Genomic DNA, 24,099 nt, shown 5'->3' with positions numbered 1-24,099 from the left:
GCGTTTTTAGTTTTTGATTCTAGCTTTGATTTAATAAGGCCTGATGGGCGGCTAATTGGTTTATTTCATCCAATTCAGTTTGGCTTAAATGGACATCTGTTTGCACATCGAATAATGAAGTATCTTGCTGATGTGCTATGGACTGTTTTATCGCATCAGTGAGCGCTAATAGGTTTTCAGCCTCTGTTTGATTCTCTGATGTTGCATTCATTTGGGTGTCGTCTGGAATTGGCTGTATCTCATCAAAACCTGGCTGCTGAATAAGCTTGTCATATGAATGAGTTTGTTGCATATCGATTGATAATTGACTGGTTGGCTCAATCGTTATTGTTGATAAACCTTCATTGGGCAGAGCTGGTTCCAACAACTCTTGCGCTACTGGGCTCATTTCACTGAGTAGGGCTAAGTTATTATCGAGATGACTAAAAATTGGCTCTACAGTTTGAGCTTCAGCGTCGGTAATAGGCTGCGGATCTTGATATCCGTATTCAGGTTTACCGCTGAGCAATGGTTCAGGTTCTGGTTGAAACTCTGGTTGAAACTCTGGTTCAGATTCTGGTTCAAAGTTTGGTTCAGTCCCTGGTTCAAAGTCGGGCTCTGAATCTAAGGTCAATTTACTGTAGTCATTAGACGCAACAGGGGGCATCGTATCTTGATGAATCGGTATGTCATCTGATATGACCGGTTCATCAATAGGTAAAATGGCGTCTATAGGTTGGCTTGATAATGGGTTACGCGACTGCTCATGTTGATAACGAGCGACGGTTTGTTCCATTAACTCGATTTCAGCAAATACAGCTGTGGCAGTTGGAGTCAGGTTTCGATAGCCATGTTCATAATGCCGCACTTGCTCAAATTGTGCTCTTTCATGCATTTCTTGCATGATATCGAGCTGCATCATCTCTAGCGCTGCTTCATCATAAAATGGATGGACTATCGGATTGTCGAGTTCCGTTGGCTGGGTAACCGTCATCGCCATTGCCATATTGAAAGCTGAAGCGTAGGCGGCATTCGCTGCAAATGTATTGGCTGCAAATGCATTAGCCACAACGGCGTTGCTATCAACGGTAATTGTGATGGTTTCAAGCTCACCATCGGCCACATCAGAACCTAATGTCGCAATCGGATCGAGTGATAAAGTAATTGTTTCCCCGTCTGTCGCACCGCTTAATGTAAGCCCTGCGACATCTTCGATATTAACAATCCATTTATTGCCTTGTTTTTCACCTTTCGAAAGCGTCATGCCATCTGATAGGCCAAGAATCGTTAATGTTGCGGTTTCATTTGGTGCAGGGTTTTGCAGCTCTAAGCCCAAGTTTAAAGCGATATTGTCTGTTTGATTGGTCGTGAAGTCGGCAAATTGAGTCCAAATAGGCGGATCGACCTCTGGGGTTAATTCAATATCAAAAGACACGGTTTGACTTTGGCTTCTGTCGAGCTCTTCCGAGCCGAGGACTTCCGCAGTATCAATACTGGAAATTGCCATTTCAACATTGAGCGTACCAAAGGCAAGTTCACCAGGTAATATTTTGACTTCTGCTAAGCTGACTGCTTCAACAATTAAGCTGGCGATATATCCACCTGAACCATTAGCGGTTAAAGCGACAAATTGCCCATCAATTTCTACCCCTTCAAGGTCGACAAGGGCACTGGTGTCACTTGAGGAGATTAGAAAATCAACAACAAAGAATTCACTCCCATCGAGATTAAGTAGTTCTGCGGCAATTTCTACTTTGATGTCATCGCCCTCATTACCCGTATAATCGTCTGGAGCAGAAATGATTTGTACGCCATCTGCGATAGGGCTGACGCCAACAATAAAGTCCATTGAGGTAGTCACAAAATCATCTGTGCCTAACTCTTGGGTGATGATGGATAAAGACAGTGGCATATCACCGTTAAAGTTGTGTGGAGGCTTAACGACTATGCTATCTAGTTGATCGGGTGTGACTGTCCAATAGGTTGTCGGAGTACCATTGAGTTGACCGCCATCTGCGTCATTGTTTGGCAGAATGTGTAAATCACCACCTGCATCTTGGTAATAGACAGTCGCCCCTTCTGGCACGCCATTAAGAGTGATGTATTGCACCTCCGAACCATCTCGGTCAATCAAGCCGATAACTGAGCTATTAATGCCACTAAGCAAAATATCGGTATCTTCTAAACCGTTGATAGTGATTAGGCCTGCTGGGATCTCTGCAGCGTCGGTTACAGGGTTTACATGAATCGTAATTGTGTTACTGAAATTTGTAGTATCGATGACATCTGCTGAATCAATATCAGCGGTGTCACTGACTGCACCAGATATCTGTAACCTAAAGTCCCCACTTAAATGCTCGGGAGGCGAAAATTGTAATAAGGCCAGTGCTGAATTTAATGCAGCATTGCTAGAACCTGTGAATTCCCATGTATCTGTGGTGCCAGACTTTAATTGGAATAATCCTGAGTTATCAATTAGCTGACCACCGTCGAGCAGTTGTATGGTGAATGATTGGGCGGGATCATCAAGCACCACTTTTTCAACACCACCATTATCAGCAGTTGGATCTAGATCCTCATAAGTAAGGAACAAGCCAAGTGGTGTCGGATCGTCCTCATCCATAGTATCAACTAATACATCTAGCGACAGGCCATCAACGATAGGGGAGATATTAATATCCAGACTCTGGCTATCATCAACTAGGGTGTCACCACTGAGTGAGTCCGTTGCAATAATGCGAATAGGGATGACCATGTCTCCGGCAAAGTCGTCGGCAACATTGTGCAGTGTGAGGTTACTTAATGATGCTGTAGTAAAGACATATTCAATCACGTTTTCACCGCTGGTATCATAAAGTGCAATGACATCACTGCCACTGAAATAGCCCCCTTGTGGGAGATCGCTAGCAAGTACTCTAAAGCTAATCACATCATTATTATCGCTCGTGATGGATAGGTTTAAGTGGCCAGCAAAACTGATGGCGTTATCTTCGGTGGCATCTACGGTCGTCGATTGCAGTGCCGTCACAGTTGAAGCTGTTGAGGTTGAAGTGGGTTGATCAAAGGTGACAAAGATATTGGCTGAAATAACTTCTGGGTCATCTCTATCTAGCACTCTGGCTTCTACATGGATAGCTTGAAAGAGTGTGATGTGGTCACTTGATATGGTCATTCCTTCTAAAATCGCCAGTGATTGTTCTTGAACTGAGTCACTGGTCATATTATTGCTAGGAATTATCCATCTGCCATCACCGTCGTTAATTGCGCCATTTGGATGGGTGATATACCAGCCGTCAGCACTTGGCATAGTAATAACGATATAGTCGAGTACTTCAGAGCCATCAATGTCACCATCAAAAAACACAATATCATCGCCAATGGTAATAGGTTGGCCATCTGGACTATAAAGGACGGTGTTGTTCACCTGTAATCGTGTGATGCCTTCTACAACGGCATCGACTTCAATAGAAAGCTGACTCGCGATATCTTGAACCGAAGTTTCTCCTGTATCAGAGGTGTCGGTAATTTGATAAATAACGTCTAATGAGAAAGTGCCGTCTGCATCTTGTGGTGGCAGTACGGCTAAACGTCCCGAGTTGAGCAACTCTATTAATGTTGGGCTAAATTCATCGGTAAGTTCAGATAGTAATAGGCCTGAACTGCCCACGGTTATTTCAGCGCCATCGAATAAGTAAATGATCCCCTCACTAGAAGGAAAGATCGTCATATCTGTGATGCTTTCACTACCGTCAATATCGGCTAACAAAGCCGGTATTAAACTCAGTACAATAGGTTGATCTTCTTTGCCATTGCTGGTGGTAGTTAATGTTGCGGATGTTTCATCAATTACTGGGGCAATATCAATATTGAGATTGAGTTCGTATTGCGCACTATCGCCATCTAATTCGGTGCTTTCGACAAATAGTTGTAAGTTAATTTGACCACTAAAATCTTCAGCGGGTCTGATTGACAGTGCAGATAACTCTGCTGCTGTAACGCTATAAATAGGTGCTGAACCGTCAAAACCGACTACGGGTAAATTAACAATCTGGCCATTGCTGTCGACAAAGTTTGCACCGTCAGGCAAGCCCACAATGCGTAAGCTTAAACTTTCTGAGCCATCAACATCTGAGCTAATTACCGTAAATGATAGCGGAATATCAGTATCCTCATTGAACGCCGCCACTGAATTGATATTACCATCATTGGTAATTTCCCAGACTGTGGGATCTGAGGTGATGGTCGGCGCATCATTGGCGACACCGGTGAGAGCTATCGTTATGGTTTGTGGGGCACTGTAATTGGGGTTGGGATTGATAATACTGTCTACTGGATCGATACCATCCTGGGTAGTTTCTGTCGCAAAGCTGCGAACCGAAATAGTAAAGTCACCAAGATTTGCAGAGCTTGCGTCTGCTAAAGGCACTAGCATGGCTTCTGGACTGGCAAAAAGATCGTCTACCGAGACAGTCCACACATTGTTGCCTAAATGGATAGCGCTTGGGGCATCAATCTGCCAACCATCTGGTAAGGTTAATTCAAAATGGAGGCTTTCAGAGCTGGATGTATCGGTTAATTCGCCAAATAAAATTGTGTTTAAAGCGATAGGCTGATCTTCTTGACCATTGATATCACGAGTCACTAATGTGGGTGCATCAGCAATTGGGGTGACATTGATGGTGATTGTTTCATTGGGGCTTTGCGCAGTATCGCCATTATCAGGCTCAGTCGAGATGGCTCTGACATCAAAGCTATATTGGCCCGCTAAATTTTCACCGACTGTAGCTTGTAATAATGCTAATTCATCTGCACTGATTTCTTGGCCATTGGCGATAGAGAATTGCACGCCTTCACTGTTTGTACTGGTGAGCTGAATACCTAGTGCAATATTGAAAATGACATAGGTCATGACCTCAGAGCCCTGAGCATCAATACCAACCACATCCTTAGTACTGGCTGACAGGCTTATATTGAAAGCACCATCATCTTCATTGACATCATAGGTAAACTGGCTGGTGTTTTCCCATTCAGGTGTATCGGCAACAGAGGCGATAGTCAACGGAACTTCAGTCGAGATTGACGGCTTGTTATTAATATTGACTGTGATTTCAGCGTTGATGGTTAAAGTTGCATCCGAGGCGTCTTCAGGAGGATGGAACACTAAGTCACCGCTAGGGATCGCTATACCAAGGTTACTGATCAACAGATCTCCACCACTCAAGATATAGTTCCCATCGGCATCTAGGCTGACAGGTTGGCCATCTAATGTGAGTGTGCCACCTGCTAAAGATGCTTTGTTAATGACAATGCTTTGAATGATTTCCCCTTCATCAATATCGCCAGGCAAGGCGACGATAGATAAAGCCCCAGGTGTATCTTCGGTATAATTGGGGTTGAGCACCTTGATAGAGCCTGCTTTATCGTTAGCCGTGATGGTGAGGTTATCAATGACGGTATCACCATCAGTATCGGTGACATATACCTGAACCACTTCACTATAAAACAGTTCATCATATTCAAAAATCATACTGGTTACTGTGGCTTTACCGTTGGCAGTAATCACTAACGTTCCGTACTTAACTCCGGTATCGGTAAAGAGTTCAACTGAATCGCCTGCTGAATATTCTGTGCCTTTGTATATAAATTTACTGACTTGTGCTCCATCAGCGCCTTGTTGTTTTTGATTAAACAAATTAACACTGTGGTCAGCATTGTTTTCTTCGGTAAAGGTGAGTGATGAGTCATGCTGAATGGGGACATCATCTTGAACATTGATATGTATCGTTTGACTGTTTGAGGTATCGCCATCGGCATCGGTTGCGATAACGTCAAAACTGATGGTTAAGGTATTTTCACCATTGCCATCAGGATGGTCTATGGCCTCAAATTGCTCAAATTCAACTTTACCATTGGCGTTAAATCGCACTCTAAATACTTCACTACTGTCTCCGGCTCTAATGGCGGTATACCAGCCGTTACCATCAGCAAAATTACTGAGTAATATTGACTGCCCACTACTGGTATAAGCCCCAAAAGTAAAGCTGGGATCAATTTCAATACTACTGATATCATCACTGCCATTATCGATATTTAACACCGCACTGCTAAGGACGCTGTTGTTGTCGACTAGCTCACCTTCGTCGATTGTTAAGATGAGCGAAGAAGGCAGACTTGGAGATTCTCCATCGTAAATATCGATAGAAATAATGGCGTTTATATCTGTGTTGTCGCTGTCGGTTGCGACAACATCGACGTTGATTTTGCTTTCAACCCCCGAGCCTGCGATGTTGTCAATTGGGCCTAACATACGCATTTCAAAATCAATTTGAGCTGTGGACTCGGCATCGATATGGATGTCTGTTGGCAGGCTCATTCTGAACACTACAGTTCCGTCAGCTGTTTGTCCTTCTGCTGTTGCCCCGTCATTAGATATCACCCAATACACGAGTGACCCATTTTGAGTCACATCATTATTGTCTGCATCTACAACCACGTCGCCATCGGTAATGGCAAATTTGATATCGACGATGGGGTCGCCTTTAGCACTGATATTAATAAAGCCACTAGCACGGTTATCAACGCCTGGAGTAACGCTAGGCAGCTCACTTATTTGCACTGTGATACCAGTAATTTCACCTGCTTCATCATCTTTTACTGTCAACGTCATCGTGGCTTGTGTTGTATCGCCATCATTATCAGTTATGAATAAGCCAAAGTTGATGTCGTCAGTATCAATTTGATCAAAAGGTTGATGGAGCGTTGTTGTATAGCCATGAGATAAAGTGTCAGATTCATTATTCCAGCCATTGTCGATCGCAATGGTAAATATTGGTTGAGCAGGATCGCCAGTATGTGCGATCAGCGTTAATCCGTCAGCGGATAAGTCAAATTGAATCGCTTCACCGCCAACGGTGAGCTCAGGAAGCTGGTCAATATCAAACCCTAATGTGTCGATAGCATCGGCACCGACTTGAATATCAAACTGACCTGTTTGGGCAATAGGTGTTCCTATGAGATTTGTTTCATCAAAAATCAAGGTTTCAATATTATTGATAGCTGCATCATTGCCATCTTGTATGTTCCATTTAAGGTTACCTAAATCGATATGACTGCCATCAATATCATTGGCATCGATTAATGTGGCTAATTCCAGTGATTCAGCACTGTAATGATCTAATGGCCTAGTTAATGTCATTACCGCTGTCACATCGACATCATCGCCATTACTGACAGCAGAAAGAGATAAGGTAAATACAGTGACTCCATTTGCAGATGCAGTGATGGTTTTAGCATCTGGACTGAGGATATAACTGAGACTGTCGCCATTAGATGTTAGTCCTAATGCGGTTAATGGGATTAACGATAAACTACTAAACACCACAGAACTGGCGACGATGGAGTCTGAACCTGCGGAAATGGTAAAAGAGCGTGAGTCTGTATTAGGGGAGTTGATAATCGCTTCTGCAGTCGAAAAGCTGGCATCACTCATGTTACCAATTGCACCGTCAGCGATGATAATGGTACTGGTTGCAGATGCAATACTGCCGTCAAAGTCTGTAACTGTGTAGTCAAAACTTATGGATTGTTCTACGGTGTTATCTAGATTGTCACTTGCCTCAAATCGCCAAAAGCCATTGTATAAAACCGTTAATTCACCTTTACCCGTATCAATAACAGCTGGAGAGCCTTCTAATACGGGGTAATCGATACCATTGAATGTGACGGTTTCGACGACCAGTGGGCCTTCGATAGTGTAATCGTTACCGGTTATCGAGCCCGTCATAGCGGTATCTTCAATGGCTGTGAAGTGATCGTCAATGGCTAATTCAGGAGTATCTTTTACATGCAGTATGGCGTAAGTGATGATTTGCTCAGTTGTGCCATCTGTATCCGTTTGAAGCCCCTCAACTCGAATTAATGTGGATAAATTACCTGTAGCAGGGTTATCTAGCGTTTGATAAAGGGTAACGTTGAGTTCGGTTCCGATAAGCGTCGCTTCAAGGACGAGTTCGTTATCTCCATCCCTAAAAACTTGGAAAAACAGGCCGTTTGGCGCGATCACAATCGACAAGTCTTGGCCATTAGATTGGTTTTGTAGAAGGAAGGATTGGTCTGTTGATAACGTCAGCTCGGCATTAGGAATATCAAAACTAAACTGGGTACTTGTTTGATTGTTAATGTTTAACACTAACTCATATAAATAACCATCATCAGGAATATCTAAATACGGCATTTCATCTGTAGCAGTATTCCCAGCAAGGTCGGTCACACTGACACTCATCTGCCAACTTATACGTTGATCTAATCCATCTACATCTAAGGTTTCATCAAACTCCCAAGTGCCATCGGCCTTAACATCAGTAGTGAATGTTTTGGTGGTGACTCCATCAGTTAGCGTTAGAGTGACTGTTTGGCCTTCTTCTGCACCTGTTGTGGTGCCAGATAAAGATGATTCTCGACCATAGGTAAATAACCCGACGTCAAACCCATCTGCGCCAGTATCGATATCAATGGTTACTTGAGTATCAATAACAAGTTGATCCGTTGCGCTGGCGGTATTTCCCGCGACATCGGTTGCCGTTGCTGATGCTGTTAAAATACCGTCAACAAAACCTAATGCGGCTAGATCTTGCGCTGAAATGGTCCACGTACCGTCACTATTGACCGTGGTGATGATGCTGGTGGAAGTATTATTCGCATCCGTCAGCGTGACAGTCACATCTTGTCCTGTTTCAATGTTAGTGACGGTTCCGCTAACAACGACGGCCAAAAGCTCAGTTTGGTTAATGATATCGTCGTTATCTATGATGTTAATTGTGATGACTGCCGTGGTATCAACGGGTAACTGAGTTGTCGCAGTGGTAGGGTTGCCAGCATCATCGTTAACACTTGCTGTGACTTCTAAAGAGCCATCATCAAAACCTGATAAGTCTTGAGTTGCAAGTTGCCAAACTCCAGCAATGACTTGTGTGGTTAACGTTAGACTATGGCCTTGATTATCGGTAATGATAACGGTGACGGTTTGGTTGTCTTCAACATCGGTTACCGTGCCCTGAATAACCACTTGTGTCATTTCAGTGGCGTTAATGACACCATCATTATCAAGGATTTCAACCGTGATATCGGCAAGAATATCGACAGGTAACTGAGCAGTGGCAGTAGCAGGGTTACCTGCAATATCGTTTACGGTTGCTGTGACCTCTAAAGAGCCATCATCAAAACCTGATAGGTCTTGGGCTGGTAATTGCCAGATCCCACCATTGACTTGAGCTGTTAACGTGAGGCTATGACCTTGGTTATCAGTGAGATTTATCGTTACGGTTTGACCATCTTCAATATGGGTAACCGTCCCTTGAATCACCACTTGAGCCATTTCGGCAGCATTAATCACGCCATCGCTATCAATGATTTCAACAGTGATTTCGGCAAGGGTATCTTTGGCTACGGTATTGTTGCCAATACTTGGATTGCCTTCAACGTCAATGGATAAGGCTCTTAGGCTGAGTTCACCTTCTGCTAGTGAAGATAAATCTAGATTATCTAACTGCCATTGGCCATCAACAACTGTCGTATTGAAAATAAGGCGTAAGCCATTAACATCGGTGACCCATACGAGTACGTTCTGACCATCTTCAATATTAAGTGCTTCACCTCGTAAAGTCGTTGTGGAGACTTCAGTCGCATTGAGCGTATTGTCATCGTCGACAGCTTCTATGGTGACAGCAGCAAGGGAGTCTTTGGTGACAATCGTAGAGGTTGAGGCTGGGTTACCTGCGATATCAACGGTGCTAACGGCAAACTGGATATCGCCATCAACGAGTGAAGAGATATCGGCATTATCAATTTGCCAATTTCCCGCTGTGATAGTGGTGGTAAAAGTTAACGATGTACCCAAAGAGTCAGTGACGATAATCGTCACGCTTTGGCCGTCTTCGACATCATTAACTTGCCCTGAAAAATCTAACCGTAGCATTTCAAAACGATTAATAATGTCATCACGGCCAGTGTCGACGTCGATATTAATGTCAGCAAGAATATCGACAGGTAACTGCGTTGCTGCCGTTGCAGGGTTACCTGCAAGATCGCTTACCTGCGCAGTTACGAACAGTGACCCATCATCAAAACTTGATAAATCTTGCGCAGCGAGTTGCCATTCTCCGTTTGAGACTATCGCGGTTAACGTTAGTGTATTACCTTGATTATCAAAGAGCAGTACGGTGACCGTTTGGCCATCTTCAACATTCGTCACAGTCCCTTGAATCACCACTTGAGTCATTTCAGCGGCATTAATCACGCCATCATTATCAATAATTTCAACACTAATACTTGCTAGGGTATCAATCGGGAGTGGTAATGATGAGCTTGCGGCATTTCCTGCAATATCTGTGACGGTGGCGGTTGCCACTAACGAGTTTTGATCAAAGGGTGACAGATCTTGTGAAGGTAGGGCCCAAAGTCCGTTAATCACAGAGGTTGTTATCGTTCGTGTGTTACCTAAATCATCGGTTAAATTGATGATAACAGTTTGACCATCTTCTACATTCGCTACGCTACCATGAAAATATACGTTAGTGATTTCTATTGAATTGATAACACCATCATTATCCAGAAAGTCGATACTAATCTCTGCGGTGGTATCGACTGGCATCGATGTCGCCGCCGTTGCAAGGTTGCCTGCGATATCACTGACTTCAGCGATAACGATTAGAGTGCCATCATCAAAATGACTTAAATCTTGGGCAGGCAATGACCATTGGCCATTAATGACAGTGGTCGTGAGTGTTAATGCATTGCCGTGAGCATCACTTACTCTTACTGTGACGGTTTGGCCATCTTCAACTTTAGATACGCTACCTTGTATGCCGACTTGTGTTTGTTCTGCTGCATTGATAACGCCATCATTATCGATAATGTCAACAGTGATCCCTGCTTGGGTATCTTTGATAATGGTATTACTACCAAATGCAGGGTTACCTTCTGCATCAATTGCCACGGCATAAAGGTGCAATACCCCGTCTGCTAAATCTGAAGCATCTAAGCCTGATAAACTCCAGATACCATGAGTGACTTCTGATGACAGGGTGAATACTTGCCCTAAACTATCAGTGATGGTGATGAAGATCTTTTGCCCATCTTCAATATTATTGGCAATACCAAAAATAGTATTGAGGTCATCAATTTCTTGCTGGTTTAATAGATTGTCTGAGTCAATGACATTAATGGTGACATTGGCGATGGTATCTTTAATCACTGTAGTTGAAGCACTGGCTGGATTGCCTGCTAAGTCTGTTGTATCGACATCAAATCGTAATTCTCCATCAACTAAAGCTTCAATATCAGCGTTATCTATTTGCCAAGCGCCATTAATAACTTGGGTGGTAAAGGTTAATACCTGGCCATTGATATCGGTAATTGTGATGGTGACTGTCTGGCCATCTTCGACATCAACCACACGGCCTGAGAAATCGAGCTTTTTCATCTCGAACCGATTAACAAATTCGTCATTGCCTGTATCAACGCTAATGTCAATATTCGCAAGGATATCAATAGAATCTGCTGTAGTGGCGGCAATGGGGTTACCCGCTATATCAATAACTTCAGCGGTTGCTGTGAGTGAACCTTGATCGAAGTCGGAAAGGTCTTGAGCATCAAGCTGCCAAGCACCACTCATTACCGTGGTTGACATTGTGCGAGAGTGACCACTGGCATCCGTTAACGTCACAAGCACTGTCTGACCATCTTCGACGTTAGTGACGTTACCTTTGATGGTGACAGAGATAATTTCTGCAGCATTGATAACATTATCATTGTCTTCAATTTCAATGGTAATGCTGGCGAGGGTATCTTTAATGGTTTGATCCGTTGCTGGTGCAGCTTCCCCTTGATAGGTTGGTGCACTGATTTCTGCGGTAATCAGTCCTTCAGCTAGGGTTGATATATCAAGGCCATTCACTTGCCATGACTCATTCATCACCAATACTGACAATACAATTTGCTGACCCTGTATATCCGTTAGCGTGAGCTGGAGTACTTGCCCATTTCGAGCATCGAGTGCTTGGCCATTGATATCGACCCTAGGGACTTCAAACTGGTTTAAATAGCCGTCGTTTGCATCTTCAATATTGGCAGATAAAGTTAACGTTAAAAAAGTATCTTGGCTGCCAACAAGGGAATTGATTGAGTCAGCAGAATTGAATTGTTCATCGCCTTGAGTGTCGTAACCAGATTGGGCAATGAGCGCATTATATCGAGTTTGAATGATTTGGTAGAAGTAGTTAAGCCCGCTATTACTGACATTATTACTGTTCTCGCCAGAAGTATTTGAGCTGATAGAAACGGGTTCAGTCGAGCTATCTTGAGTTGGGCTATCTTGCAGCCCTTCGTCTTTGGCTGAATTAATCAGTAATGAATTAGGCAGCAAAACGATTTGTTGGTCGACAACAATATAAGGGGCGCTGTCTGCATTAATAAAAATACTTTCAGCATTGACGTCATGAACGGTTAATTCATTGCTGACGTTATCTAGCGTAACCGCATGCCATTGACCATCGTTCGCTACAGCGAAAATGCTTGAGCCAATTTTAACGTAGTACAACACATCTACACCATCAACAATCATTTGCATTCCTTAATTTCAATCCATTGTTGTCAGTAATCAAATACGTTTACCGCTTATGACGAGGATCACCAACAAATTAAGCGCAATTTAAAGCATAAACCTTGTTTGTTAAATTTAAAAGCGATGATGAAATATTCACCTGTTTTGATTCATAAAGATACAAAAAAAGAGGCCAATTGGCCTCTTTTTTAAAACAATCAATAATTTTTATTTGTCTTCTTTAAGCCACTGAGCGGCAGATTTGGCAAAGTAGGTTAAAATTCCATCAGCGCCAGCACGCTTAAAGCAAAGTAATGATTCCATTACGATGGCTTTTTCGGCTAACCAACCATTTTGAATCGCAGCCATGTGCATCGCATATTCGCCGCTGACCTGATAGGCAAATGTTGGTACTGCAAGTTCTGTTTTAACGCGGCGAACAATATCCAAATACGGCATACCAGGTTTAACCATCACCATGTCAGCACCTTCTTGAATATCTAATGCGACTTCGTGAAGTGCTTCATCACTATTGGCTGGATCCATTTGATAGCTGTGCTTGTTGCCACCTTTAAGGTTGCCTGCTGAGCCTACTGCATCACGGAATGGGCCATAATAGCTAGAAGAGTACTTGGCTGAGTAAGCCATAATTTGGGTATTCACATGACCCGCAGCTTCCAGTGCTTCACGGATAGCGCCAATACGGCCATCCATCATGTCAGAAGGCGCAACAATATCAGCACCTGCTTCAGCATGAGATAGGGCTTGTTTGACTAAGATTTCAGTGGTGATGTCGTTAAGAATATAACCGTCATCATCAATAATGCCATCTTGACCGTGAGTGGTGAATGGATCTAAAGCTACATCAGTCATCACGCCCAACTCAGGGAAAGCTTGCTTTAGTTCACGCACAGCTCGCTGAACCAGCCCATCAGGGTTATAAGCTTCTTCAGCCATTAATGATTTCTTTTCTGCCGGAGTCACAGGGAATAAGGCAATAAGCGGAATACCTAATTCAACGAGCTCAGCCGCTTCTTTAAGCAATAAATCGATTGAATAACGTTCAACACCTGGCATAGAGGCCACTTGTTCAGTGCGATTGTTACCTTCAAGAATAAACATTGGGTAGATAAGATCATTTACCGACAATTTGTTTTCTGACATTAAACGGCGGCTGAAATCATGTTTACGCATGCGGCGCATTCTGCGCTGTGGAAACGCACTAGTAATAATATTCACATTCGACTCCTGATATTAATTTGCTCTTATTCGGACGAAAATAGGCTTACTTGGTTTCGTCCATTGCGCTTAGCTTGGTAAAGCGCTTTATCGGCTTGTTCAAGTAGCAGAGTTGGGTGTTCATCAGTTTCAATTACCGAAGCACTGACTCCAATACTTACAAAAAGGGGAATAGGGTTATTCTCCCAATCAATGGATAACTTGGATATTGCTAAGCGAACTTGCTCTGCTAACTGCATGGCTCCTTCACTATCAGTATTCGGTAATATAATAGCAAACTCTTCACCACCAAAACGTGACACCAGATCGGTTGGACGTTTTAAAAAATCTGAAATTGTAGTCGCAATCACTTTTATTGAGTGATCGCCAGCAAGATGGCCATGTTGATCGTTAATGTCTTTAAACTTATCGATATCAATCATTAATATCGCCAATGGTGTCTGTTGACGACGACTGATACGACCCTCAGCGGCAAGACGCTTATCAAAAGCACTACGGTTTTTAACACCCGTTAAACTGTCAATGGTATTCTGCTGAGTGAGTTTTTGGTTAGCTTCATTTAACTCACGCAAGGTCACTTCAAGTTCTAAGGTTCGCTGTGCCACCATTTGTTCTAAGCGCTCGTTCGCTTGCGCTTCAGCTCGTAGTGCTTCATCTCGGTTTTGTTGTAACCTTACCGCTTGTTCAAGCGCTTTTTTCTGCATTTGTAATTTTGCTTTGCGCTCATCGTTATAGCGCATAGCCAATACTGCTGACATGATAATGACCTCAAAGGTCAGCCCAACCATAATTGGAGTTTGCGGCAAAATTTGCCAGCTAATATGACCTAAATAGATTAATGCTGATATTAAAGAACCAGCAAATAAACCAATACGGCCTATGGCATGGAAGCGTGCGTTTTTAGTGCCTTTTAGAACTTGTATTATTGAAAACACAATTAAGGTAAAACTAATTAAAATGATTGATACACCCAGGAGGTATATGGTCACTTCAAAATTTAAAAATGAGATCACTAAGCTTAGGAATACACAATAAACTGCCAAGTAGCGCCCCATTAGCAACATGCGTTTATTATGATATTTAAGTTGCATAACCTTTTCAGTAAACATCAATGCAAAAGCCAGTGCGATAGGGATCATCATCGGAATGATTAATTGCTGCAGTCCAGGCAATGAGGGCCAAATATACTGAAATGAAATACCATAAATACTCGTGACAATGATCGTTAAGCTCATGACATAACCACAGTAATAGCTGTAACTGAACGAGCCAGAAGCCAGTGCAATAAATAAACTGAATAAGCTAATTGCGATTAAAATACCAATTTGAAGCCCATGCACTAGGCTCTGGGTTTCTATCGCATGGCTAAAATCATTCTTGCTCCAAAGCACTAAGGGAATATTGAGTGTGCCGCGATTATTAATTTTAAAATAAAAGGTATGCAGCTCGCCGGGTTTCATGTCGAATGGATATAGAAATAAATTACTTTGCAGCGGACGTTGATCAAAAGGCAGGCTATCCCCCATCAGTTCAACATTCTTTAAATCATTATCCACTAGATGAAACAACTTCAATCTATCTAACAGTGGGTTATCTAAGGCGATAATGCGTGACAATTGATCGTTAGGGTTATAAATACTGAAGCTAACCCAAGTATTTTTCGCTCCAATTGAGCGCATGTCTGCTTCGGTAAATTTATGCCAATTTTGCTTGTTGTTATTGTGTAAGGTGAGGGTAGCAAGCTCGGTTATATTATTGGAGTTATGGATGTAGAGCCAATCAGTGAGATCAATTTTGGTGATGGAAGATTCTGTTAATCTGAGAGGGGTATTTTTATGATCGTTTGTGTCAACAACATCTTGATTATTAATCGCTGATACTTGAGTTTGGCTTTGTACATAATCATGATCGATTGCCATGCTCGCTGCGCAAAAAAGTAAGCTGAAAAGCGAGAACAATAATATGGCACTGTAGTGAGTTAGCGGTGCTCTAGGCATTAGTTGTTGCCTAGATTAAAAAAGTTAACGCTATTGCGGTAACAATGATCCGAAAATTGTTCATAGGTTTGCCCACGAAGCTGAGCAATATAGTCGACAATATAAGGTAAATATTGCGGTAAGTTTTTACTCGATTTAGGTTTAGGTCGCATACTTCTTGGCAACAGATAGGGGCTATCGGTTTCAACCATAATCCGGTTATCTGGAATCAGAGGGACAATACTGGCAAGTTCAGCACCACGCCTTTCATCACACACCCATCCCGTAATGCCGATATGAAGATCGAGTTCAATACAAGCAAGTAGCTCATCTCTTGTTCCGGTAAAGCAGTGAAGTACAGCGGCAGGTAATTGTTGCCTATATTGAGATACTATTTCAACAAAGTCGTCATGGGCATCACGACAATGCATTAATACTGGCATTTGCAGTTTTACTGCTAATGCCAGTTGGGCATCGAATGCTTCTCGTTGCTTATCTCGAGGAGAAAAGTCACGATTATAGTCTAAACCACATTCACCAATCGCAACGACATGCTCAGAGTCCACTAGGGATTGAAGCTCAGCTGTACTGGACTCATTCCAAGTACTGGCTTGGTGTGGGTGTACACCTGCCGTAGACAACAACTGCATTGGGTATTGCTGGCAAAGGGTGATGGCATCATTACTTTCAGATAGGTCACTGCCAATAACAATCAGCGGAGATACATTTTTCTCCGCTGCATTGTGAATAATAGTGTCTATATCTGCTACTAACCGACTACTGAGTAGGTTAACCGCAATATCGATATGTTGAGACATAATTACTTGAGACGTTTAACTCGCATGGTTGAATTGCGGCCATCACTACCAAGTAAAAATGAACCTAGCGCGCCTTTTTTGATAAAGATGGTTTGGCCAGATTTGAGCTTATAGCGCTCAGTTCCTACTTGTTTCCAAGTTTGCTCATTGGCTAATGTCACAATTAATGAACCATAAGGATCTTTCTTTATGGATGACACTTCGGCATATAGACGAACATCTTCTTCGTCATCAGCGACTTGTTTCAAACCAAATTCCTGTTCATCTTTTTCAGCGACATTCTTCAAACCAAACTCTTGCTCAGCGGTGTTAGCACTCGCTTCAACTGGCGCTGCTGCCGCTGTTGGCGTAACAGGTGCTGTGTTTGTTTGTGTTGACGTCACTGCAACTGCTGCAGGCGCAGTGACTGCTTTAGCAGTCTGGGATGTTGAAAGTGTAGATGTTGCTGTAGAAACTGAGGCCGCTAATGCGTCGTAACACATTAGACGGTCCAGTTTATCGGTATGACTGGCACATGTTGCCAATTGCTCTTCCACTGAGGCATGAGCTTGAGAAGTGATAGCCAAAGCAAAAGTGGCAACCAAGGTTAAACGCATAACAGAATCCTTCTTTATTATTGTTTTACTAGTCCATGAGTATTAAATGCATTACTTAGCTGTCAGTGCTTTCACTCTTAGACTCTTCGTTATCTGTATCTTCTTTTGGCGTGTATAGCTTAGCTGCTATGAGTCCGCCTTCAAATAATATTAACATAGGAACAGCTAACATTGTTTGAGAAATAATATCCGGTGGAGTGAGCATCATACCCACGACGAATGCGCCTACGACAATGTATGGTCGTTTTTGCTTTAATTCTTCGGGAGTGGTTACGCCAGCCCAACACATTAATACTACAGCAACGGGAATTTCAAAGGCTAATCCAAAGGCAAAAAATAGCTTCAGAATAAAGCTTAAGTAGCTACTGATATCCGTTGCAACGGTAACGCCTTCTGGTGCCACACTGGTAAAAAAGCCAAACACAACTGGAAAGACAATGTAGTACGCAAATGCAATTCCAAGATAGAACAACAGTGTACTACTGAATAACAGTGGTGTAATAAGGCGCTTTTCGTGCTTGTATAAACCCGGTGCGACAAAAGACCACGCCTGATATAACACATAGGGAATTGCCACAAAAAATGACAACACTAAGGTTAATTTAAATGGGGCGAAAAATGGCGCAGCTACATCTGTTGCAATCATGCTGCTTGTTTCAGGCAGTGATTGCATTAATGGGATCGCCATATAATGATAAATATCATTTGCCCAATAAACTAAACAGATAAATACCAGCAAAACACTGCCGATAGCTCTGAGTAACTTATTACGCAATTCAAGCAAATGACTAATGAGAGGTAGCTGTTGTGACATTGATTACCCGCTAGCTTTTGGTATTTGAACTGGTCGAGTCTGCTGCTTGCTCACTAGTTGTAGTGGCGCTTTCAGCTGGTTTTGCTGTTGCAGCATCTTTATTAATGTCCTCTACTTGATAAGGACGATTAACCGATTGCGCAGCATCTTTTAGCTGATCAATAGACTCTTGTAATTCAGGAGATAAGTTAGACAAACCTTTGCTTTCTGCTTTTTTCAAGTCAGCATGTAGCTCTTCGATTTTAAGCTCTTGCTCTAATTCGTCTTTAACAGAGTTTGCCATTCGCTTTAATGAGCGAATCCACCCAGATATTGAACGTACTGCAGTCGGGAGTCTTTCGGGGCCCAATACCACTAGCCCCAAAATACCAATCAGCAGTAGCTCCATAAAGCCAATACCGTCAAACATAATGAATTACGCCTGTTCTTTGTCCTTTGACTCGGACTTTTGTTCAGTTGCCTGTTGAGAAGTTTTCGCTGTGCTTTCTTTATCTTCTAAAGACTTTTTCTCTTCGTCTTCAGGATTCATAGCATTTTTGAAGCCTTTAACAGCGCCACCTAAATCACCACCTAAAGAACGTAACTTTTTAGTTCCGAATAACAAAACAACAATTAACGCAATGATAAGAAGCTGCCAAATACTGATGCCGCCCATGAACATTTCCTCTATAAGAATAAAAACGTGATTTTGAATAAAGTCAAAATTATAACCTTTATTACATCGAGTATTATGAACCTCTAATGAATAAGTGCTAGTTAAAATTTACGATTCTTTGGTCTGGATCTCCATCCTGTGAGCCAAAGCACTATACCTGATGTGATACAAATATAAGAAGGCCATAGTGTAGCGTCTTGATTTAATAATAGTGTGCCACAGATCAACAATACAGCAGATGTTATTAATAAGTAATTGCTTTTATGGGCCTTGTGCTGAAATTTTAAATATTTATCAAGCATTTGCTGCTGAGTTCCCAGCAGTTTTCGGCCCACTTTTAGGTTGTCATAAATCAGTTCTGGGAATTCAGGTAACTTTTCTGCCCAGTAAGGACTTTTCATTTTCACTTTGTCAAAAATCGCTTTAGGCCCGACTTGTTCAGACATCCATTGCTCTAAAAATGGTTTTGCTGTCGACCACAAGTCAAGTTGAGGATAAAGCTGACGGCCTAACCCCTCAATGTAAAGTAATGTTTTTTCGAGTAAAACCAGTTGTGGTTGCACCACAATGTCGAATTGACGGGCTGTGCGGAACAGCTCTAGTAACACGTGACCGAATGATATTTCATCTAATGGTTTATTGAACATCGGCTCACACACCACTTTAACGGCTTGCTCAAATGCCAGTACGTCAGTGTTTTCAGATACCCAGCCTGATTCAATATAAAGCTGTGCAATTCGTTGGTAGTCTCGGTTAAAGAAAGCAAGAAAGTTTTCAGCTAAGTATCGTTTATCGACATCGCTTAATGTGCCCATGATGCCGCAATCCATACCGATATAAAATGGATTGTCTGGGTGCTCACGGCTAATAAAGATATTGCCAGGGTGCATGTCAGCATGGAAAAAGTTATCGCGGAATACTTGGGTAAAAAATAGCTCTACACCGCGCTCTGCTAGTAATTTAAGGTTTGTGCCTTGGGCTTTCAGTGCTTCAACGTCTGATACAGGGATACCATAAACGCGCTCCATGACCATCAAACGAGGGTAGCAATAGTCTTCATAGACATAGGGTACATATAAGGCGTCAGAATCTAAGAAGTTATTGCGCAGTTTAACCGCATTAAGGGCTTCTAGATTCAGGTTTAACTCACCTAGTATTGTGGTGCGGTAATCATCAATTACTTCAGCAGGGCGTAGGCGATTGCCTTCTCCTAACAGCTTTTCAAGTAGATCTGCAGCCTGACACATTAATTGTAAATCGGCTTGCACCTGTGCTTCGACATTGGGACGAAGGACTTTCAGTACCACTTCGGCGCCATTTTCTTTTAAATTTGCAGTATGTACTTGTGAAATTGAGGCTGATGCGAGCGGGGTTTCATCAAAGTTATCGAATAAGCTTTCGATTGGTGCTTTTAATTCAGCTTCAATAGCCTGTCTAGCGAGTGCTGAATCAAAAGGAGGGACTCTGTCTTGCAACATTGATAACTCATTTGCCCACTCGTCATTCAACAAGTCACGACGTGTGGACAACATTTGGCCCAACTTAATGTAGACAGGTCCTAGTTCTTGCATCGCCAGTTTTAAGCGTTCTGCTGCGGGTTTATCTTTGTGTTGATTGCGAAGCCAGAAGAAGCAATTGCGAAGCAAACTGAAGTACCAGGGGGTTTTCTTATTAGCAATAATCTCATCTAGGCCGTAATGCAATACAGTTTTGATGACTTGATAACCACGTCTGATACTGGCAATTGTCATGGGGTAATCTTTTCTCTTAGTGATGCAATTCTGTCCGCAATTGCATTGGTGTTATCTGCTAATTCTTCCAGATTATCACGAAAATGAATGAATTCTATTTGATGGGGGGCAAGACGGTATTCTTCGGTGGTTAATTGACCGACATGGGAACGCGATTTGTAGAATATGTCTTTAGCAGTGCTTGCAAGTTGTTGAGCCCCTGAAATCAACAAATGAGTGGGTGCATCACCGATATATTTTGATAATGGCTCCGCAAAATCTAACTCAATATGACGCAAGTAATGACTAAAACTTTGTAATAAGTTTATATCACCATCCAGTGTCAATTTGTCTTCTTTAATGAGCTCAGTCAGGCTGTCACCGTCAGTGACTTTATATAAGGTCGTGACATCGGCTGAAATACTGACATCCACTTCGCCTTCGTAGGCGTTGAGCACTTGAATCTGTTTGGCAAAAACAAAGTAAAGTGGCCATTCAACTTGGGTTAGTTGAATACGAAACACTTTACCGTGTAATTGTTTAAGCCGTGCATATTCACCCTTGTCTTGCGCTTGTAACTGCGCAATGGCCGTTTCTAATCCTGCACAAGCAAAGAGTGAAAAATGATTCGGTTGCATTAGAACTTGTAACCACGATGAAGTGCAACGACACCATCAGTCATATTGGTGTAATCGACTTGTTCAAAACCAGCATCAACCATCATTTGTTTTAATGTGTCTTGATCTGGATGCATACGAATTGATTCAGCAAGGTATTCGTAGCTGTCAGCATCTTGTGTAATTAATGCACCCATCTTAGGTAATACTTTAAAGCTATACATATCATACACTTTACGCATGACTTCATGCTGAGGCTTAGAGAACTCAAGCACTAATAACTTTCCACCCGGTTTTAATACGCGGCGCATTGAGCGTAAAGCGGCATCTTTGTCGGTGACGTTACGTAGGCCAAATGCAATGGTAATGATGTCGAAGTAGTTATCAGGAAATGGCAAAGCTTCGGCATTAGCTTGAACGTAATCAACATTACCTACAATGCCTTTGTCACGCAGTTTAGTGCGGCCAACTTTCAACATAGAGTCGTTGATATCAGCTAAGATCACTTGGCCACGATCACCAACGAGGTGTGAAAATTTTGCGGTTAAGTCACCGGTTCCACCTGCTAAGTCCAACACTTTCATACCTGGACGTGCACCCGCTGTCGCAATGGTGTGACGTTTCCAGAAACGATGAACACCAAAAGACATCACGTCATTCATAATGTCGTATTTAGCCGCAACCGAGTGAAATACGTCAGCAACTAAGTCAGCTTTCTTTTCTGATTCAACGGTTTTATAACCAAAATGCGTGTTCTTTGGGTCGCCCTCAGACATTTGTGTATTCCTATAATGTGCGATAATTAACTGCGAGTGTATGCCATTGCTTGCTTTGCAGAAACTTTAATCAGCGAGAGTGTGATCAAGTTTACTAGAAACAGCGTGGAAAGTGGCAAACCAAAATCGTTTTGCAGCTTTGCAAAAAATTGCTCTGCATTAGACCACAAAACGACTCGATATTGAATAGTCTCAAATGGCGCAAATACAGCATAACTGTCAATATCATACGCCTTAATTAAACACTGGGTTCAACTTTACGCAGTGCTTGATACTTTGTAGGCGTTATCATTTTGCCTGTATGACCGCCTAGTCTTAAATTGAATGTCGGTAACATCCTGATTTAAAGTTGTTTTTGTGTTTTTTAATAGTGTTGCGGTTGCTTGGCTTGAATATAAGCATAAATCAATTCACTCACACTTTGCCCCACATCTCTATTGCCAGCAGACTCGCCCGCTTCATGACATTGCGGTGCAGCTTCAGCAATATGTAAGTATGCAGTTTGAGTATGTTTAGCCATATAACTGACGTAGTGGCAGGCATCAAGTAGTGGTATTCCTGCAAAAGTAGAGGCACTACTCGGCATTTTAGCGATAGCATCGACATCAAGCTCTAACGCCACTGGTAATTGGGTTTGATTAATATTCTTACTTATCTGGGTTAATGCCGCAGTTAAGCTGATTTCTCGTCTGACCCAAATTTGCTGGAAAGTATGCCACTGACCACCAAATAAACTGAGTTGTTCTAGTGTCGCTTCGCTATTTTTAAGTTCATGTAATCCAAGTACATGGTAGTAACTTAATGCACCATTGGCAGCTGCGTAGCTAAATCCATTGCCACTGTGTCGACCTTCTCGTGGTCGAAAATCGCTATGTGGATCGAGGTTGACCGCCGCAGCAGCTTGATTAAATTGACCTTTTACAGCCATTAAAAGGCCATAAGCATTGTTATGACCGCCGCCGATCACTATAGGCGTTAATTGTGCTGCAAATATTTGACTGACGAGGTTGATAACCTGCTCATCTAATTCTGCTGTTGCTTTTGATAAGTCGGCTTGAGTGGCATTGTCATCGAGATGGCGAGGTAGGAGGTTGCCTAAAATAAGGCATTCTTTTCCATGAAGGTATCGGTTTGATTGCAAGTTCAACCATTGCGACATCGTTGCTTCAAAAGCCGTATTTGCTCCACCTCGACCAAGGTTGGCTCTAGGGCCTGCATCTTCGCTGATCCCAAGAATAACGAACTGTCCGCCTTGGGATTTAAACTGGTGTAAAGCTTCTTGTTGCGCCGCACTGTTAGTTAAGGATGGTGCAAGCACGTGCACTGTTTGTCCTAATTTTGTCTCTCCATCACGGGGGGAGACAAACTGCTTAATTGCTTCGTGCGTCATTATCTGTAGCATAAAAACCTACTCTATCTCGTGTTAAGTATTATTGTTATCGAGGTTGGGTTCGTTATTGTTGCGCTACAAGGTTTTTTAGCGCATTTATTATGATGTCTTGGGTCACTATTGTTCATGACAGTGATGAATGAGTAAAGCAGATTTAGCTTAAACAATGTTCTATTACAGTAAATAAAAAAGCCAGCAAAGCTGGCTTTAATTTTGACTGCTCATGATATGACAGTAGTTATCAATTAACCTTCACAAGGTGAAAGTTTATTAGTCGATGTCTAAAGCTTCTGGCGATAAAATAATGCCAGTATTATCAGCATAAATATGATCGCAAGGTAAGAAGGTTACACCACCAAAATTAACTGGGATTTCAACTTCACCGACACCATTACCATCAGCGCCAATTGGGATTGAAGCGAGTGCTTGAATGCCAATGTCCATTTCTTCAAGTGTGTCGACATCTCGGACAGAACCATAAACAATGATGCCTTCCCACTTGTTGGCAACAGCTATCTCGGCAATAGAAGCATCGATTAGTGCACGACGCATCGAACCGCCGCCATCAACTAATAATACTTTTCCTTCACCATCTGCTTGCAGTGCATCTGCGATAAGGCCGTTATCTTCGAAGCATTTAATGGTGCTAATAGAACCACCAAAAGAGCTCGTACCGCCGTAATTACTGAACATAGGTTCTACGACATCAACAACATCTAAATACATATCACACAGTTCTGAGGTGTTGTATTCCATAGTGACACTCCTTGGGGGTAGCGATTTGTTACTTCTCGCTAGTAGTTAAGCAATCTTAAATGAATTATATGAGCTTTTTGTGAAATTAAAAGCGATATTCATCACCAGATGACGATAAACCAACAAGTTGATTTATAAACTGATGTTGAGAAATC

At 42.4% G+C, this 24,099-nt stretch carries 13 protein-coding genes; all 13 read right to left on the bottom strand.

Annotated features, from left to right (window positions below; translation table 11 throughout):
• Positions 1-19: 19 nt before the first annotated feature.
• Positions 20-12,598, bottom strand: a complete 12,579-nt coding sequence (locus SJ2017_RS18975; protein ID WP_167692945.1) for a T1SS-143 repeat domain-containing protein — start codon at positions 12,596-12,598, stop codon at positions 20-22.
• A gap of 207 nt (positions 12,599-12,805) precedes the next feature.
• The gene (gene hemB / locus SJ2017_RS18970; RefSeq protein WP_080916947.1) at positions 12,806-13,816 is read right to left on the bottom strand and encodes a porphobilinogen synthase; all 1,011 of its coding nucleotides are present in this window, start codon (positions 13,814-13,816) and stop codon (positions 12,806-12,808) included.
• 26 nt (positions 13,817-13,842) lie between these two features.
• Entirely contained in the window at positions 13,843-15,735 is a 1,893-nt protein-coding gene (locus tag SJ2017_RS18965) for a sensor domain-containing diguanylate cyclase (protein WP_080917527.1), read from the bottom strand.
• A 77-nt stretch (positions 15,736-15,812) separates the two neighbouring features.
• On the bottom strand, positions 15,813-16,610 hold the full coding sequence (locus tag SJ2017_RS18960; RefSeq protein ID WP_080916945.1) for a TatD family hydrolase: 798 nt from the start codon (positions 16,608-16,610) through the stop codon (positions 15,813-15,815).
• A 2-nt stretch (positions 16,611-16,612) separates the two neighbouring features.
• Positions 16,613-17,206: a hypothetical protein gene (locus SJ2017_RS18955; RefSeq protein WP_080916944.1), complete on the bottom strand. Its 594-nt coding sequence runs from the start codon at positions 17,204-17,206 to the stop codon at positions 16,613-16,615.
• 55 nt (positions 17,207-17,261) lie between these two features.
• Positions 17,262-18,020 carry a twin-arginine translocase subunit TatC gene (tatC, locus tag SJ2017_RS18950; RefSeq protein ID WP_055023565.1) on the bottom strand — a complete coding sequence of 253 codons (759 nt, stop codon included), beginning with the start codon at positions 18,018-18,020 and terminating at the stop codon, positions 17,262-17,264.
• A 10-nt stretch (positions 18,021-18,030) separates the two neighbouring features.
• A complete protein-coding gene (gene tatB, locus SJ2017_RS18945) occupies positions 18,031-18,429 on the bottom strand; it encodes a Sec-independent protein translocase protein TatB (RefSeq protein ID WP_055023564.1) in 399 nt (132 codons plus the stop codon).
• A 6-nt stretch (positions 18,430-18,435) separates the two neighbouring features.
• Positions 18,436-18,675 carry a Sec-independent protein translocase subunit TatA gene (gene tatA, locus SJ2017_RS18940; RefSeq protein WP_055023563.1) on the bottom strand — a complete coding sequence of 80 codons (240 nt, stop codon included), beginning with the start codon at positions 18,673-18,675 and terminating at the stop codon, positions 18,436-18,438.
• Between the two features lie 101 nt (positions 18,676-18,776).
• Positions 18,777-20,426 (bottom strand): ubiquinone biosynthesis regulatory protein kinase UbiB, encoded by a 1,650-nt coding sequence (gene ubiB / locus SJ2017_RS18935; RefSeq protein ID WP_055023562.1) that lies wholly within the window; start codon positions 20,424-20,426, stop codon positions 18,777-18,779.
• The gene (locus SJ2017_RS18930) at positions 20,423-21,043 is read right to left on the bottom strand and encodes a ubiquinone biosynthesis accessory factor UbiJ (RefSeq protein ID WP_055023561.1); all 621 of its coding nucleotides are present in this window, start codon (positions 21,041-21,043) and stop codon (positions 20,423-20,425) included. Before SJ2017_RS18930 ends, ubiB begins: the two co-directional genes overlap by 4 nt.
• On the bottom strand, positions 21,043-21,798 hold the full coding sequence (ubiE, locus tag SJ2017_RS18925) for a bifunctional demethylmenaquinone methyltransferase/2-methoxy-6-polyprenyl-1,4-benzoquinol methylase UbiE (RefSeq protein WP_055023560.1): 756 nt from the start codon (positions 21,796-21,798) through the stop codon (positions 21,043-21,045). The genes SJ2017_RS18930 and ubiE overlap by 1 nt, the downstream gene beginning before the upstream one ends.
• 364 nt (positions 21,799-22,162) lie before the next feature.
• Positions 22,163-23,188 (bottom strand): formimidoylglutamase, encoded by a 1,026-nt coding sequence (locus tag SJ2017_RS18920; protein ID WP_420876291.1) that lies wholly within the window; start codon positions 23,186-23,188, stop codon positions 22,163-22,165.
• 270 nt (positions 23,189-23,458) lie between these two features.
• Entirely contained in the window at positions 23,459-23,944 is a 486-nt protein-coding gene (rraA, locus tag SJ2017_RS18915) for a ribonuclease E activity regulator RraA (protein ID WP_055023558.1), read from the bottom strand.
• Between the last annotated feature and the right edge of the window lie 155 nt (positions 23,945-24,099).

Source organism: Shewanella japonica (assembly GCF_002075795.1).
GTDB classification, from domain to species: Bacteria; Pseudomonadota; Gammaproteobacteria; order Enterobacterales; family Shewanellaceae; genus Shewanella; species Shewanella japonica.
The sequence above is the reverse complement of the archived record's forward strand: the minus strand, read 5'-3'. Positions and strand labels throughout refer to the sequence as shown.

Excerpts from the sequence above, each read along its gene's own strand:
- SJ2017_RS18975 (WP_167692945.1), bottom strand. The coding sequence starts at position 12,598 with ATGATTGTTGATGGTGTAGATGTGTTGTACTACGTTAAAATTGGCTCA.
- SJ2017_RS18965 (WP_080917527.1), bottom strand. The coding sequence starts at position 15,735 with ATGGCAATCGATCATGATTATGTACAAAGCCAAACTCAAGTATCAGCG.
- SJ2017_RS18960 (WP_080916945.1), bottom strand. The coding sequence starts at position 16,610 with ATGTCTCAACATATCGATATTGCGGTTAACCTACTCAGTAGTCGGTTA.
- SJ2017_RS18955 (WP_080916944.1), bottom strand. The coding sequence starts at position 17,206 with ATGCGTTTAACCTTGGTTGCCACTTTTGCTTTGGCTATCACTTCTCAA.
- tatC (WP_055023565.1), bottom strand. The coding sequence starts at position 18,020 with ATGTCACAACAGCTACCTCTCATTAGTCATTTGCTTGAATTGCGTAAT.
- tatB (WP_055023564.1), bottom strand. The coding sequence starts at position 18,429 with ATGTTTGACGGTATTGGCTTTATGGAGCTACTGCTGATTGGTATTTTG.
- tatA (WP_055023563.1), bottom strand. The coding sequence starts at position 18,675 with ATGGGCGGCATCAGTATTTGGCAGCTTCTTATCATTGCGTTAATTGTT.
- ubiB (WP_055023562.1), bottom strand. The coding sequence starts at position 20,426 with ATGACAATTGCCAGTATCAGACGTGGTTATCAAGTCATCAAAACTGTA.
- SJ2017_RS18930 (WP_055023561.1), bottom strand. The coding sequence starts at position 21,043 with ATGCAACCGAATCATTTTTCACTCTTTGCTTGTGCAGGATTAGAAACG.
- ubiE (WP_055023560.1), bottom strand. The coding sequence starts at position 21,798 with ATGTCTGAGGGCGACCCAAAGAACACGCATTTTGGTTATAAAACCGTT.
- SJ2017_RS18920 (WP_420876291.1), bottom strand. The coding sequence starts at position 23,188 with ATGACGCACGAAGCAATTAAGCAGTTTGTCTCCCCCCGTGATGGAGAG.
- rraA (WP_055023558.1), bottom strand. The coding sequence starts at position 23,944 with ATGGAATACAACACCTCAGAACTGTGTGATATGTATTTAGATGTTGTT.